The sequence below is a fragment of the Pseudomonas edaphica genome (assembly GCF_965277385.1).
GTDB lineage: Bacteria > Pseudomonadota > Gammaproteobacteria > Pseudomonadales > Pseudomonadaceae > Aquipseudomonas > Aquipseudomonas edaphica.
Genome location: NZ_OZ255725.1, coordinates 2,963,561 through 2,977,629 on the forward strand (window position 1 = coordinate 2,963,561; position 14,069 = coordinate 2,977,629).

General features: G+C 59.6%; 13 protein-coding genes and 1 pseudogene. 1 reads left to right on the plus strand and 13 read right to left on the minus strand.

Annotated elements, in window-relative coordinates:
* Nucleotides 1-68: 68 nt before the first annotated feature.
* From ACQY47_RS13420 to ACQY47_RS13475, 12 genes and pseudogenes are all read right to left on the minus strand, one after another.
* Complete coding sequence (locus ACQY47_RS13420; protein ID WP_428557236.1) at nt 69-920, minus strand: transporter substrate-binding domain-containing protein; 852 nt, start codon at nt 918-920, stop codon at nt 69-71.
* A complete protein-coding gene (locus ACQY47_RS13425) occupies nt 917-1,693 on the minus strand; it encodes an amino acid ABC transporter ATP-binding protein (RefSeq protein WP_099549537.1) in 777 nt (258 codons plus the stop codon). The genes ACQY47_RS13420 and ACQY47_RS13425 overlap by 4 nt, the downstream gene beginning before the upstream one ends.
* Nucleotides 1,690-2,349: an amino acid ABC transporter permease gene (locus ACQY47_RS13430; protein ID WP_065930871.1), complete on the minus strand. Its 660-nt coding sequence runs from the start codon at nt 2,347-2,349 to the stop codon at nt 1,690-1,692. The genes ACQY47_RS13425 and ACQY47_RS13430 overlap by 4 nt, the downstream gene beginning before the upstream one ends.
* Complete coding sequence (locus ACQY47_RS13435; RefSeq protein ID WP_017135749.1) at nt 2,330-2,995, minus strand: amino acid ABC transporter permease; 666 nt, start codon at nt 2,993-2,995, stop codon at nt 2,330-2,332. Before ACQY47_RS13435 ends, ACQY47_RS13430 begins: the two co-directional genes overlap by 20 nt.
* Before the next feature lie 488 nt (nt 2,996-3,483).
* On the minus strand, nt 3,484-4,266 hold the full coding sequence (locus ACQY47_RS13440; RefSeq protein WP_428557237.1) for a MetQ/NlpA family ABC transporter substrate-binding protein: 783 nt from the start codon (nt 4,264-4,266) through the stop codon (nt 3,484-3,486).
* 124 nt (nt 4,267-4,390) lie between these two features.
* A pseudogene (locus tag ACQY47_RS13445) lies at nt 4,391-5,330 on the minus strand (sigma 54-interacting transcriptional regulator).
* Nucleotides 5,331-5,378: 48 nt separating this feature from the next.
* Nucleotides 5,379-5,960 (minus strand): alpha/beta hydrolase, encoded by a 582-nt coding sequence (locus ACQY47_RS13450; protein WP_170039469.1) that lies wholly within the window; start codon nt 5,958-5,960, stop codon nt 5,379-5,381.
* A 232-nt stretch (nt 5,961-6,192) separates the two neighbouring features.
* A complete protein-coding gene (locus ACQY47_RS13455) occupies nt 6,193-6,861 on the minus strand; it encodes a hypothetical protein (protein ID WP_428557238.1) in 669 nt (222 codons plus the stop codon).
* A 224-nt stretch (nt 6,862-7,085) separates the two neighbouring features.
* Nucleotides 7,086-7,487: an ExbD/TolR family protein gene (locus ACQY47_RS13460; protein WP_017136714.1), complete on the minus strand. Its 402-nt coding sequence runs from the start codon at nt 7,485-7,487 to the stop codon at nt 7,086-7,088.
* 1 nt (nt 7,488) lies between these two features.
* On the minus strand, nt 7,489-8,211 hold the full coding sequence (locus tag ACQY47_RS13465; RefSeq protein WP_085985974.1) for a MotA/TolQ/ExbB proton channel family protein: 723 nt from the start codon (nt 8,209-8,211) through the stop codon (nt 7,489-7,491).
* Between the two features lie 51 nt (nt 8,212-8,262).
* Nucleotides 8,263-9,090 carry an energy transducer TonB gene (locus ACQY47_RS13470; protein ID WP_428557239.1) on the minus strand — a complete coding sequence of 276 codons (828 nt, stop codon included), beginning with the start codon at nt 9,088-9,090 and terminating at the stop codon, nt 8,263-8,265.
* A 397-nt stretch (nt 9,091-9,487) separates the two neighbouring features.
* Nucleotides 9,488-10,339: a LysR family transcriptional regulator gene (locus ACQY47_RS13475; protein WP_428557240.1), complete on the minus strand. Its 852-nt coding sequence runs from the start codon at nt 10,337-10,339 to the stop codon at nt 9,488-9,490.
* A 109-nt stretch (nt 10,340-10,448) separates the two neighbouring features.
* Here ACQY47_RS13475 and ACQY47_RS13480 point away from each other — a divergent pair, with 109 nt between their 5' ends.
* Nucleotides 10,449-11,648 carry a CynX/NimT family MFS transporter gene (locus ACQY47_RS13480; RefSeq protein WP_428557241.1) on the plus strand — a complete coding sequence of 400 codons (1,200 nt, stop codon included), beginning with the start codon at nt 10,449-10,451 and terminating at the stop codon, nt 11,646-11,648.
* Here ACQY47_RS13480 and ACQY47_RS13485 read toward each other — a convergent pair.
* The gene (locus ACQY47_RS13485) at nt 11,619-13,934 is read right to left on the minus strand and encodes a TonB-dependent receptor (protein WP_428557242.1); all 2,316 of its coding nucleotides are present in this window, start codon (nt 13,932-13,934) and stop codon (nt 11,619-11,621) included. The two genes, ACQY47_RS13480 and ACQY47_RS13485, sit on opposite strands and share 30 nt — an antisense overlap.
* Between the last annotated feature and the right edge of the window lie 135 nt (nt 13,935-14,069).

Below are 14,069 nucleotides of genomic sequence, written 5' to 3' on the forward strand. Positions count from 1 at the left end.
GATTTGCGAACACATTCAAAGGTGGGAGCTGGCTTGCCTGCGATAGCGGTAGAGCAGTCAGCACATAATCAGCCCTGCCACTTCCCGCCTTCAACAATCACACTCTCAGGCTTGGTGTCATCGCTCAGCTCTTTACGCACATACTGGTCATACAGTTTGAGCAAAAACTTCTCCTCACCCAACTTCGCCAGCTCCGCATTCACCCAGTCGCGCAGTTCGATATTGCCCTTCTTCACCGCCGGCGCAATTGGCGCTTCATCGCCGAGTTTCTCTTCCAGCACGCGGTAGCCAGGGTTCTGCTTGGCCCAGCTGAACAGCACCAGGTTGTCTTGCGCGTAGGCATCGCCACGCCCGGCCGACAGGGCTTGCAGTGACTCGGAGTTTTTCTCGAACTTGAGCAGTTTCCAGTCCGGGTGGTTCTTGGTCAGCCAGATATCGGCGGTGGTGCCGGTGGTGACGATGGTGGTGCGGGTCGCCAGGTCATCCAGGCTTTTCACCGCGCTGTCATTCGGCACCAGCGCCTGCACAGCGACCTTCAAGTTGGGGTTGGTAAAGTCCACCGCTTCCTTGCGCTCCGGCGTCACGGTCATGTTGGCGAGGATCAGGTCGACCTTGTCGCTTTGCAGGAACGGAATACGGCTGGCCGGCTCGACGGCTACGAACTCAACCTTGTTTTCATCGCCCAACAGGTCCTTGGCGAATTGGCGGCCAATGTCGGTATCAAACCCCACATAGCGGCCCGCTTCGTTGACGAAACCAAACGGTGGTTTGTCGGTAAACACGCCGACGATCAGCTTGTCCCGCGCTTTGATCCTGTCGATGTAGCTGGCAGCAGCGACGGGTTTGGCAGGCTCTTCGGCCTTTTTATCGCAGCCGGCCAGTAAGGCGACGGCAAACAGTGGCAGCAGTAGTTTTTTCATATCAGCTCCAATTCCTTGGTCTTTTTGGGCAGTGTTGAAACAAAGGAGAACTTCTCCAGGAACTGCTGCGCGCGTGCGGTTTGCGGGTTCGTAAAGAATGCCTCGGGGGTGTTGTGCTCGAGGATGCGACCGGCCTCCATGAACACCACGCGGTCGGCGACGGCGCGGGCGAAGGCCATTTCGTGGGTGACAATCAACAGGGTCATGCCATCGCGGGCCAGGCCTTGAATCACTTCCAGCACTTCCTTGACCATCTCCGGGTCGAGGGCGGCGGTGACTTCATCAAACAGCATGACCTGCGGGTTCATGCACAGCGAACGGACGATGGCGATGCGTTGCTGCTGGCCGCCGGAGAGCTGTCGCGGGAAGGCGTCGCGCTTGTCGGCGAGTCCCACGCGTTCCAACAGCTTTTCCGCTTGCTCACGCGCCTCGCGTGGGTCGCGTTTTTGCACTTTCAACGGGCCGAGCAGGATGTTGTCGAGCACGCTCATGTGCGGGAACAGGTGGTAGCTCTGGAACACCATGCCTACGTCCTGACGCACCTGGCGCCAGTCGGTGTGTTTGTCCAATAGCTCCTTGCCGGCAAAACGCAGGCTGCCACTGTGGGCGACTTCCAAGCCGTTAAGGCAGCGCAGCAACGTGCTTTTGCCGCAGCCGCTGGGGCCGAGGATCACCACCACTTCGCCACTCTGCACGCTCAGGTCGATGCCCTTGAGCACCTGCGCCTCGCCGAAGAATTTGTTGAAACCCTGGAACTCGATCAATGCGCTCATGCCTGGCCCCAGCGCCGTTCCAGCACCTTGGAGGCGGCCGACAACGGGTAGCAGATAAAGAAGAAAAACAGGAACAGCACGCCGTAGATCAATACCGACTCGTAGGTGCGCTCGATGATTTGCTGGCCGACCTTGATCACATCCACCACGCCGATCAGCACCGCCAGCGAGCTGGTCTTGATGATGCGCGTATAGACGTTGATGGTCGGCGGCGTCATGCGTTTGAGGGCTTGGGGCAGCAGTACGTAGCCGTACAGTTGCGGGTCGGATAAACCAATCGACAATCCCGCCTCGCGCTGGCCACGTGGCAGCGAATGGAGCGCGCCACGCACCACTTCGCCGACCTCGCTGGCGCCCCATAGCGACAGCACCAGCACCGCGCACCAGAAGCTTGGAATGCTCAGGCCAAAGAAAATCGGCAGCCCGAAAAACAGCAGGTACAACCACACCAGCACCGGGATCGCGCGAAACAGCTCGAGGTAAACCCGCAGCACCGCGTTAATCACCTTGTTATTCAAGGTGCGCAATACGCCATACAACACGCCGCCGACAGTGCTGAAGGCGATGCTCAAAAATGAAATCGACAGGGTTTGCGCCGCGCCCTTGCCCAATTGCGGCAACGACACCCACAACAACTCAAGACCCGAACTGGCCATGCTGGAGCCTCCTTTCCAGGCGGCTGAGCAACAGCGACAGCGGCAAGAACAGCAACACGCAAATCAGCGTCAGCACGGCGAGCATTTCGTAGGTCTTGTAGTAGAGCGCGATGTAGCTCTTGGTGGTGTAGAGAATCTCCGGCACCGCCACGGCGGACACCACGGTGGTCTCTTTGAGCAAAAAGATGAAATTGGCAAACAGCGCCGGCAGGCTGAGGATACTGGCCTGGGGCAGGATCACATGACGCAGCAATTGCCAGTCCGACAGGCCGATGGACTTGCCCGACTCGATCTGCGCCAGCGGCACCGCTTCCACTCCGGCGCGCAGCACTTCGGTGAGGTAGGCGCCGCCGAGGAAGGTCATGGTGATGATCGCCGCCCAGAACCCGGAGATATTGAAGCCCAGGGCCGGCAGTGCGAAGTACACGAAAAACAGTTGGATCAGCAGCGGTGTATTACGCGCCAGCTCCACATACAGCGCCACCAGGCGCGACAGGTAGGGCGTGCGAAACACCAGCAGTGCGGCGTTGATCAGCGCCACCAGCAGGGAGGTGGCAATGGCGATCAAACCCACTTGCAGCGTGACCCCCACGGCTTTGAGAAACGCCGGCAAGGTGCTGAGGATAAAAGCAAAATCGAAGGTCATCTTGAGTCCATGACGCCGCAGGGGTAATGCGGCGGGCGCTGTCCGTTCCGGCATGGGTAACGCCGGGTAGCGCGAACTTTAAAGGCATAAAAAGTAAAATTTAAATACCCAAATAGCATATTGATATCACCCAAAAAGATAACCCGCGGATTCGCGGGTTTGGCGGGCTGCGGCTATGGTTGATGGGTCTGTGTTTCGAGGGAATGAATAATGAACGAAGCGAAACCGATTGATCCGCAGGAACTGGTGAAGTGGCTGGTGGCGTTGCGTCGGGCGATCAATAGCCGCGATATCTGAGCCACTGAAAACCCAAATGTGGGAGCTGGCTTGCCTGCGATGGCGGTGGCTCAGCCAACTTATTTGTCACTGGCAGACCGCTATCGCAGGCAAGCCAGCTCCCACAGGGTTTGATTTTGTTTCAGGCATAAAAAAACGCCGACGCTGCAGTAGCCGTCGGCGTTCAAACCTTGAAGGGGGTTTGGTTTACATCAGAACGCAGGCACTACCGCGCCGTTGTACTTCTTCTCGATGAAGGCTTTGACTTGCGGGCTGGTCAGGGCCTTGGCCAGTTTCTGGATGGCGTCGCTGTCCTTGTTGTCCGGGCGCGCCACCAGGAAGTTCACGTACGGCGACTTGGCGTCTTCGATGATCAGCGCGTCTTTGGCTGGGTTCAGGCCAGCTTCCAGGGCGTAGTTGGTGTTGATCACATCCAGGTCAACCTGGTCCAGCACACGTGGCAGCAGCGCCGATTCCAGCTCTTTGAATTTCAGGTTTTTCGGGTTGCTGGCGATGTCTTTCGGCGTAGCCAGTGCATTGGTCGGGTCTTTTAGCGTAATCAGACCATTCTTTTGCAGCAGCAACAGGGCACGGCCGGCGTTGGAGCCTTCGTTCGGGATGGCCACGGTGGCGCCATCTTTGAGTTCAGAAATGTTCTTGATCTTTTTCGAGTAACCGCCGATGGGTTCAACGTGCACACCAATCACGGTGACCAGGTTGGTGCCCTTGCCCTTGTTGAAGTTTTCCAGGTACGGCAGGGTCTGGAAGTAGTTGGCGTCCAGACGCTTCTCGGCAACCTGGGTGTTGGGTTGCACATAGTCAGTGAAGACCTTGATTTGCAGGTCCACGCCTTCTTTAGCCAGGGTCGGCTTGACCAGCTCAAGGATCTCCGCGTGCGGGATCGGGGTAGCCGCTACCACCAGTTTCTCGTTGGCTTGGGCGAAGCTTGCAGTCAGGGCAGCCGCCAGTGCGGTAAACAACAGAACCTTTTTCATGCAGTGTCCTTATCGAAATTCCGGGGCGTCTCTGACGACCGTTTTTATGGTGTGCCAGCGAAGTGCTATCGCGGCGTGGGATGGACAATACCTAGATTTTTTATTCCCGAACAATATCTTTTATTCACGTTGATATTCCATTTTGTTCATGTTGCGGCTGCTCATTTAGAAAGCTGAGCAAGGTTTGCTGTTCCGCGGCGCTGGCACTCGCGAAGATCCGCCGCAGTTGTTCCAACGGCGAACCGGCGGCGGGCAGGTTCAAATGCTCGGGTAAAATCTCATCGCCACTGCTTACCAACAGCGCAAAGTGAATAACGTTTTCCAGCTCACGGGTATTGCCCGGCCAGCTGTGATGCTCCAGCACACGCTGGGCGGCGTCACTGATCAGTGGCACCGGCAGGTCGAGGCGCTGGCTGTAGATGCCGAGGAAATATTCAGCCAGGGACAAAATGTCGCCTACCCGCTCACGCAGGGCCGGAAGGTCGAGCTGGCCTTCGCTCAAGTAATGAAACAGGCGCTCATGAAACTTGCCGGCAGCCACAGCCTGGGCCAGGTCGATGCTGGTGGCCGCAACCAGGCGCACATCCACCGGGCTCGGCTGATGAGCGCCGACACGGGTGACTTCATGGTTTTCCAGGGCGGCGAGCAGTTTCACCTGAATAGGCAGCGGCAAGTCGCCGATCTCGTCCAGGTACAGGGTGCCGCCATTGGCCGAGCCAAACCAGCCGGCGCGGCTGCTGGCTGCGCCGCTATGGCTGCCGGCGGCATAACCGAACAATTCGGCATCCGCGTAAGGTAGGGCTGATGGCGCCGCAATTGACCGACACAAACAAACCCGTGCGGTCGCTGCCCCGGTGAATATGCCGCGCCAGCAGCTCTTTACCACTGCCGGTCTCACCGCGAATCAACACCGGCAACGCACGCGGTGCGAGGCTTTCCAGTTCTTCACGCAGCTGGCGTGAACGCGGGTCGACAAACACCAGCGCCTTGGCGCGGATGCTCAGCGGGCTTTTTTCAGCATCGGGAAAGGTCAGCAACGGCTGGCCAAAGGTGTCATGACTCATGGCAGGCTCCCGCCCCAAATCCGCTCAGGGACGGGGCGTTGAAAAAATTTATGCACTGCGCCGGGCGTGATGCTCAAGGCGGTTTTGCAGGCGATAGAGGTAAGCGAAACCCTGTTCCCAGCGTTGGTGGCCGGACTTCACATTGATATGCCCGGCACCGGACAAAATGCCGGCCTCGGCGCCCCAGTTGCGGGCCAGCTCCAAGGCGCGGGTGGCGCTGACGGCGCTGTCATTGTCGGAGCTGACCACTTGGCTGGGAAACGGCAACAGGTGCGTGGGAATCGGTGCAAAGTTGCGCAGGGCGGGGGCACAGGCTGGGCGTTCGACATCGGCCGGCGCCACCAGCAAGGCGCCGCGCACCTGCCGCAGAAAATGCACCGGCGCGGTGGCCGCCCAGTGGGCGACCGTGATGCAACCCAGGCTGTGGGCAATGAGAATCACCGGCGTGCTGTCGGCGGCGATAGCCTCGGCTAGTGCGGCCACCCAGTCCTCGCGACGCGGGGTAAGCCAGTCGGCCTGCTCCACGCGCGCACTGTTGGGCAGGCTGTTCTGCCAATGACTTTGCCAATGATCTTCTGGCGATCCTTGCCAGCCCGGCACGATCAGATAACGAATCGACTCGCTGTGCATGGGTGTGCCCTCCTGCAGCATTTAACGTTGCTGGTCAGTATAGGGACGAGGGTTATATTCGTTAAGGAATAAGAAGCTATTTATTAATAACCAAAAAATCTTTTCCACACGCGCCCGGAAGGTTTGCTGGCACAGCGCGAACGCAAAAGAGATCAAGGAGGGGCAACCCCCTCCTTGTCAGTGCCTCCGGACATGCGTCATGTGCCAAATAACAGACCGGTTAACTCATTTCTCACGACCGCGTCAGTACAAAAGGCCCCTCCACGGCTCCTCCATCACCGTCCAAAAATATATTAAGGCTGTTGCAACTCCAATCTACGACGCTACCACCCCAATGGCTCTTACCATCTCGGTAATTATAAACAGTGAACGATATATAGTCGCGGCTAATCGGCCCCTGTATTGAGTAGGTGACGCCGTTTTCTACTAAGGTACCGGTAGTTGAAGGCCCTGATACGGCGGTTCCTGGTTGTGGTTCAACGGGTCCCCCTATTGTCAATGTTACCGGTAGCCCCCGCACCACGCCGCGGTAAGCGCCTATGACTGCTCCGGTAATAGGATTTCCCAAATTATCCAAGGTGTCGGCCATCTTCTTGAAAGTGAAATTTTTCCGATACCCCCTGACCAGCAAAGTCCCTTGGAGACTAGTGAAATCAGGCGAAAACGTGAAATCCCCACTCACTTCCTCACCTCCCACTATCCCGTACCTGGGGTCAGGCGGAACGGTACCGGTAAAAACAAACTTACTTCCATTAAGGTGAACGTTAGAAAAATTATAAGCGCCTGAAGCGCTTTCGCCGTATCGGGTATAACTGCCCGAAACAGACTGGTCTGGATGTTGGTGAAGAATAGTAAGATTATCACCCATCTCGTTTAGATATAACCCAATTGGAGAAGCCATCTTGTTACTCCATCAGTAATTAATAATATTCGAAGGTTGTGCCATCCACGCTTCTCAAATTTAACGACTGAACTCAGGTATTAATACTGTGACATCTAACAGGTTCATCCGACTTTTTTGAAATTAACCACCTCTACTTCATACCAAATAGTTCTTTCAGTTATCAAAAAAAAAGGCCGCACCCTGCCAAGGAGACGGCCAAAAAATTGTCGAGGCTTTTAAAACTAACGTGCCGTAATCACCGACAGCTTGGTGATGCCCGCGCGCTCGATAGACGCCATGGCTCGCGCCACTTCGCCGTAATTCACGCCATCATCGGCCTGCAGTTGCACCCGCACTTCCGGGTCTTTGGCCTTGGCCGCCTGCAGGTTGAATTCCAACAGGTCGGGCTGGATTTCGTCCTTGTTGATAAACAATTTGCCGGCACCGTCGATGCTGACCACCAGCGGGTCTTTCTGCTCCACCGGGGCTACAGCCTGGGTCTTGGGCAGGTTGATCGGGATCGAGTTGGTCAACAGCGGCGCGGTGACGATAAACACCACCAGCAGCACCAGCATCACGTCCACCAGCGGCGTGACGTTGATCTCGCTCAGCACCTCATCACTGTCTTGCGTGGAGAAGGCCATTTCAGGACGCCTCCTTCACTTTTTGCGCGGTGCCTGCCGCGCTTTTGGTCAGCGTAGGGTGCAGCAGCACGCGGAAGGAATTCTTCTGCGCCAGGCTGTAGAAATCGTGGGCGAAGTCATCCAGGTCCGCTGCCGTGAGCTTGAGGCGACGCAGGAAGTAGTTGTAGACCAGCACCGCCGGCACCGCGACCGCGATACCCACACCGGTAGCGACCAATGCCGCACCAATTGGACCGGCCACGGTTTCCAGGCTGGCCGAGCCGGCAGCGCTGATGCCTTTGAGGGCTTCCATGATGCCCCACACGGTGCCGAACAGGCCGATAAACGGCGAGGTGCTGCCAATACTGGCGACCACGGCCAGGCCGGTTTCCAAAGAGCGGCGCTCACGCACGATCTGCTGGCGCAGGGCACGTTCAAGGCGGTCCTGGTGATTGATGGCCTGGCTCAAGTCTGCCGCGTGCGGGGCATCACCGACCTGGATCGCGGCATAACCGGCCTGAGCTACACGGGCTGCGGCGCCGGGCTGGGTCTCGGTCAGCTCAGCGGCGGAATCGAGACTCGACGCCGCCCAGAACTGTTTGTGAAACTTGCGATCCTGCGCTTTGAGGCGCCCGAACTGCACGCCCTTCAATAACGCCAGGCCCCAGGTGGCGACCGAAAAGACCACCAGCAGCCAGATTACCGCGCTTTCGATGGATTCAAGTGGAGATGCTAATGCCATGATGTTTTCCCTCTGTGCAGGTGGCGGCGTGTCCAACACACCGCTGCCGAATCGTTAGTGAATCTTGAAATCGATCGGGACGCTGACCCAGCCGTCCTGGGCCACATCGCCCTGCTTGGCCGGCACGAAACTCCAACGTTTCACGGCGGCCAGTGCGGCGTCGTCGAGTTGCTGGCGACCGCTGCTTTTCTGGACCTGGACCTCACCCGGCTTGCCGCTGGCCAACACATGCACGCGCAACAGCACGGTGCCTTCCCAACCACGGCGCTGAGCCAGTGACGGGTACTCCGGCGCCGGGTTCTTCAAGTACGCGGCGTTGGCCGAAGCAGGTGTCACCGGCGCAGGTGAAGGTGCCGGTGGCGCTGCTGGCGCTGCTGGCGCTGGAGGCGCAGGTTTCGGTGGCGCAGGCGGTTGCTCGACCGCTTTTGGCACAGGTTTGGGTTCAGGTTTTGGCACCGGCTTCGGCTTGGGTTTTGGAACAGGTTTGGGCGGCGCTGGTTTGGCGGCCAACTCATCGACCACCGGCGGTGGTGGCTCCACCACAGGCGGTGGCGGAGGCGGCGGTACAGGCGCAGGCGGCTCCACCACCGGCGGCGCGGGTTGGGAAAATTCGATCGTCATCGGCGGGATTTCCGGCGGCACAATCGGCAACACCGGCGTGGGCTTCTGGCTCACCCAATAAATCACTGCACCGTGCAGGGCCAACACCAGCAACCCCAGCAGAATCCCTTCACGACGACTCGAAAAACGCTTCGGGGTTTTCTGCAAACGCAATTGCCCCAACGGCGCGCGGTGCGGCCGGCCAAGGTCGACCAACTCACCACCCGGTGCCTGGCGCCACTGCGCCTCGGGGACACTGGCGGCGGTCTGGACATTGCCCATTGATTCACTCCCTACGGTTTTCACACCAAAAAACCGACAGGCCTGCCAAAGCGGCCGTCGAGGGCTGAATCATCGGGGCTAGACACTTATCTCTTAAAGTAATCTTTAAAGTTATACATAGATCTAAATTGAATAAAAGAAACATCCTGAAACGCCAAAGCCACGTTGGCCGTGGCCTGTGGCGAAGGGGTTGTTTTTGAATGCTTTAAAGGCATAAAAAATATTCAGTAAACGCATGGATTGTGGCGAGCGGGCTTGCCCCGCGTTGGGCTGCGCAGCGGCCCCTCTAAGGCAAAACGCGGCGCGCCAGGCATAGCGTGTTGGCAGGTTTTGGGTCTGCTGCGCAGCCCAACGCGGGGCAAGCCCGCTCGCCACAAAAAAACATTCGTCGAACGCTTCAAGATGGGTTGTTGGCGCATAGAGCGAACAATTGCTGCTGCAAAGTCTGCCCGGCCGCGCCCAACCCACTGCGGCCATACAGCGCCAGGCGCACGCCCTGCACCATCGGTAAACCACTGTCGTCACCGAGCACCACATGCCCTGGCTGCACCACCCGTCGCGGCAACAGGCTGATACCCAACCCCGCCGCCACCGCCGAACACACACTGGCCAAACTGGCGCTGGAATAGCCGATACGCCAACGCCAGCCGCCGACTTCCAGGTGGTGGAGCATTTCATTGCGGTACAAGCCGCCTACCGGAAACGCCACCAGGGGCAGCGGGTCGCGCCCCAGCGACGGCATGTCGCGGCTGTCGACCCAGCACAGGGGTTCCGGCCACGAGGCCACGCAGTCGTCGCTGTCGCCCATCTGCTTGACCAGCAACACGTCGAACTCGCCGGCACGGTATTGGCGCTGCAACTCGGGGCCCAGGCCGCTGGTCACCTCAAGACGCATCCGCGGATAGGCCACCACAAAAGCCGACAGCAACGGCATCAGGCGCTCGGCGGCAAAGTCCTCCGGCACACCCAGGCGCAATACGCCGTCGCTTTGCTGGTTGATCAACACATCGGCGGCCTCTTCATGCAGCGCGAGGATGCGCCGCGCGTACGCCAGCAAACGCTCGCCCTCGGCCGTGGCCACCACGCTACGCTGGTCACGGTCGAGCAACTGGCACGCCACCGTGTCTTCCAGGCGGCGGATCTGCTGGCTGACGGTGGATTGGGTCAAGTGCAGGCGCTCGGCGGCGCGGGTGAAATTGCCGCAATCCACCACGGCGACAAAACTGCGCAGTAACACGGGATCAAACATGCTCGTCACCATTGCGTTTGCCACTGATTGGCATGGTTATATTTAATTTCAGAATACTCTGGCAGCTGGCCATACTTCACGCCTCTTTTGCGCAGACGACAGGCCGTGCATGACGCTCAACCATTCATTCGCGGGCAAACTCGCCGGCTGGGGCCTTTTGGTCGTACTGGGCCTGAACCTGCGCCCCATCCTCAGCTCCATCAGCCCCTTGCTCGGCGAGATCCGCCAAGCCACCGGCCTGAGCTTCCAAAGCAGCGCCCTGCTCACCAGCCTGCCGGTGGTGTGCATGGGCCTGGTGGCGCTGGTCGGTGTGCGCGTGGAGGCACGCCTGGGCGAACGGCGCGGCATCGCGCTGGGCTTGATGATGATTCTGCTGGCGTGCCTGGCGCGCTGGTTGATGGGCCAGGCGTCGGCGCTGCTGGTTACCGCGTTGCTGGGCGGCGCCGGTGTGGCATTGATCCAGGCGTTGGTGCCGGCGATGATCAAGCGCGAATTTCATCACCGCGTGCCGGTGGCGATGGGCGTGTACTCGGCCTCGTTAATGGCGGGCGGTGGCCTGGCGGCGTTGCTCAGCCCCGTGGTGGCTACGCATTTTCAGCAATGGCAGGCAGGGCTTGGCGTTTGGCTGTTACCTGCATTGGGGGCGCTGCTGCTGTGGGCCTGGCTGCCGTTGGGCGCGGCGAGAAACCAGCAAATCGCGCCTGCCTTCAAGGGGCTGCGCAATCGTCGGGCATGGCTGCTGGCGTTGTATTTCGGGCTGGTGAATTGCGGCTACATGAGCATGGTGGCGTGGCTGCCGGCCTACTATCAGCAACTCGGCTGGGGCGTGTTGCCGAGCGGTTCGTTGCTGGCGTTCATGACCATCTTCCAGGTGATCGCTGCGCTGTTGATGCCGGTGCTGGCTCAGCGCGGTATCGACCGTCGCCCGCTGCTCGGCATCAGCCTGTTGGCGCAGACTGTCGGCTACCTCGGCCTGATCCTCGCACCGCTGGAGTACCCGCACCTGTGGGTAGCCTTGTGCGGTTTTGGCCTGGGCGCGTGTTTCGCCCTGAGCCTGCTGCTGACCCTCGACCACCACCGCGATCCACGTCAGGCCGGGCAACTGGCGGCCTTCGTGCAGGGCGTGGGCTTTTTGATCAACGCGGTTTCGCCCTGGCTGACCGGCTGGCTGCGCGAACTCACCGGCAACTTCGTCAGCGCCTGGGTGGTGCTGACGGTCACGGCGCTGGCGATGCTGGTGGTGACGCGGGTGTTCCGCCCGGCCACCTACCGCACCGACTCAGAAGTCGTAGCGGCCCGTCACGCCTAGGGTGCGCGGCGTGCCCAGCAAGCCTTCGTAGCCGCCGTTGCCGCCGGTCCACAGGGTGGTGTAGTAGGTTTTGTCGAAGGCGTTTTTCAGCCACAACGACACATCCCACTGCCCTTGCTGGTAGTTGCCGCGCAGGCCGGTAGAGAGGTTGACCACCGCATAGGCCGGAATCTGCCCATAGTCGGAATCCTCCACCGTGCCCACCGCTTTGGAGCGGAATGCATAGCTGGCGGTCACGTAAGGTTCGAAGCCGTTATCCAGGTTCCACTTGTATTCGCCGTTGGCGTTGGCGATCCACTTGGACGCGCCCACCACTTGGTGGCCGCTCAGGTCGCAGGAGGCCGGCGCACCCGGACGCAAGCTGACCTCCGGTGGGCACGGCGCATCTTTGTAAGACAGGTAACTCACATCGTTGAACGAGCCATTAATGTTCAACGTCAGGCCTTGGATCGGCACCAGCGTGCTTTCCACTTCCACGCCGCGTGAGCGCACCGAACCTGCGTTGGTCAGGTATTGCACGCGGTTTTCCTGGTCGTAGGCGTTGGTCTGGTAGCCGTTGACCTGGGTCCAGAACAGGTTGGCATTAAGTTGCAGGCGGCGGTCCCACAGCGTGCTTTTAAACCCCAACTCGGCGTTGTTGGCGCGCTCGGTGCCCACCAGCAGCGAATCCGCGCCAGCCGTCGGCGCAGAACCCACCACCAAATTCACCCCGCCGGACTTCTCGCCATGGGACAACGTCGCATAGCCCAACAAATTATCGTTGAAGTGATAACTCAGGTTGAGCAGCCCCGACGGCGTAGCGCTGTACTGGTTGAGATCGCCGGAGTCATACGCGCCGGTGCGCCCACGCCGCGCCGTGGCAGCGGCGCCGGTGACCGCAGCGCCACCCACGGGCGCATTGCGGCTGACCCAGGCGCTTTTTTCTTCGTAAGTGCCGCGCACACCGGCGGTGAAATCCAGGCGTTCAGTGAGGTGCCAGGTGCCTTGGGCGAACAGGGCAAAGCTGTCGGTGCGAATATGCCCGTTGCCGACAGTGCTCACATCATTCAGCGCGCCGGTCGGCGTGCCATTCCAGATATCCGCCTTGGGCCCGTAATAGGCGAAGGATTTGTTATCCAGCGAGTTGCCGAAGTAGTAGGCGCCCAGCACATAGTCGAAGAAACCGCCGGTAGGCGAGGCCAGGCGGAATTCCTGGGACCACTGCTTATCCTCTACCGACACGCCAGCGTTATACGACGCCGGCACGTTGAGGCCATCGTCATTGCGCGGGGTGAAATTCCACCAGCGATACGAACTGACCGAGGTCAGGGTGAAGTCACTCGGCAACGTCCAGTTGGCTTCCAATGAAGTGCCGCCCTGGAACACGGTGACATGCTGGTCGTTGTCCAGGTTGACCTTGCGATGGGTGCCATCCACCAGGGTCGCGCCCGCCGCTGCGGCCCGGGAGTGATAGAGGTTGGTGCCATTGATGGTCGGCCCCGTGCTGTACAGCACGCGGGTGCCGGCGCTGGAATCTTCTTCGTTGTAGTCGCCGATCCAGCGCAGGTTGAAGGTGTCGCTGGGCTTGTACAGCAACTGCCCGCGAAAGCCCTGGCGTGAGCCGCCGTTAAGATCATGGCCGTCGTATTCGTTCTTGATGTCGCCATCGCTGCGTGTGCGATAGGCCGAAAAACGCCCCGCCAACTCGTCGGTGAGCGGGCCGGAAATCGTGCCCTTGGTCTGGAAATAACCGTCCTCGCCCAACGAGGTTTCGATGCTGCGCTCCGGGGTGAAACTCGGCGCGCGCGTGCTGATATTGATCACGCCCGCCGTGGTGTTCTTGCCGAACAAGGTGCCTTGCGGGCCGCGCAAGACTTCGAGCTGCTCGATGTCCATCAAGTCGAACACCGCCATGCCCGGCCGCCCAAGATAAACGTTGTCGATATACAGCCCCACGCTGCCTTCCAGGCCGTCGCTGGCCGGGTTGTTGCCCAACCCGCGAATCGACACGCTGGACTGACGCGCATGCATATAAGCGACGTTGACGCTGGGCACCAGTTGCTGCAAATCCTGAATGCGGTAGACCCGCTGGCTCTCCAGCGCCTGGCCGCCGATGACGCTCATGGGCGTCGGCACTTCCTGCGCGCTTTCGGTACGCCGCCGTGCGGTCACAGTGACGGTCTCAAGCTGGCCGCTGGCGTTTTCGCCCTTGCCGGCAGGCGCAGGTGTTTCGGCGGCCTGGGTCGGCGACCAACTGGTGCTCCCGGCCACCAACATGGCCAGGGGCAAGGACTTCAACAGACTCATAAGCGGCTCCGAAACCTGGAAATATTGTTCATCCAATATTCCAACAGGTTATTTATTTATGTTTTTACGAACATTTACTGCATAAGAGATAGCCTTTATAAGGAGTCGACCTAATGCATAGCCAATGCATTTCCC

Coding starts and splice junctions, on each gene's coding strand:
- ACQY47_RS13420 (WP_428557236.1), bottom strand. CDS start 920: ATGAAAAAACTACTGCTGCCACTGTTTGCCGTCGCCTTACTGGCCGGC.
- ACQY47_RS13425 (WP_099549537.1), bottom strand. CDS start 1,693: ATGAGCGCATTGATCGAGTTCCAGGGTTTCAACAAATTCTTCGGCGAG.
- ACQY47_RS13430 (WP_065930871.1), bottom strand. CDS start 2,349: ATGGCCAGTTCGGGTCTTGAGTTGTTGTGGGTGTCGTTGCCGCAATTG.
- ACQY47_RS13435 (WP_017135749.1), bottom strand. CDS start 2,995: ATGACCTTCGATTTTGCTTTTATCCTCAGCACCTTGCCGGCGTTTCTC.
- ACQY47_RS13440 (WP_428557237.1), bottom strand. CDS start 4,266: ATGAAAAAGGTTCTGTTGTTTACCGCACTGGCGGCTGCCCTGACTGCA.
- ACQY47_RS13450 (WP_170039469.1), bottom strand. CDS start 5,960: ATGCACAGCGAGTCGATTCGTTATCTGATCGTGCCGGGCTGGCAAGGA.
- ACQY47_RS13455 (WP_428557238.1), bottom strand. CDS start 6,861: ATGGCTTCTCCAATTGGGTTATATCTAAACGAGATGGGTGATAATCTT.
- ACQY47_RS13460 (WP_017136714.1), bottom strand. CDS start 7,487: ATGGCCTTCTCCACGCAAGACAGTGATGAGGTGCTGAGCGAGATCAAC.
- ACQY47_RS13470 (WP_428557239.1), bottom strand. CDS start 9,090: ATGGGCAATGTCCAGACCGCCGCCAGTGTCCCCGAGGCGCAGTGGCGC.
- ACQY47_RS13475 (WP_428557240.1), bottom strand. CDS start 10,339: ATGTTTGATCCCGTGTTACTGCGCAGTTTTGTCGCCGTGGTGGATTGC.
- ACQY47_RS13480 (WP_428557241.1), top strand. CDS start 10,449: ATGACGCTCAACCATTCATTCGCGGGCAAACTCGCCGGCTGGGGCCTT.
- ACQY47_RS13485 (WP_428557242.1), bottom strand. CDS start 13,934: ATGAGTCTGTTGAAGTCCTTGCCCCTGGCCATGTTGGTGGCCGGGAGC.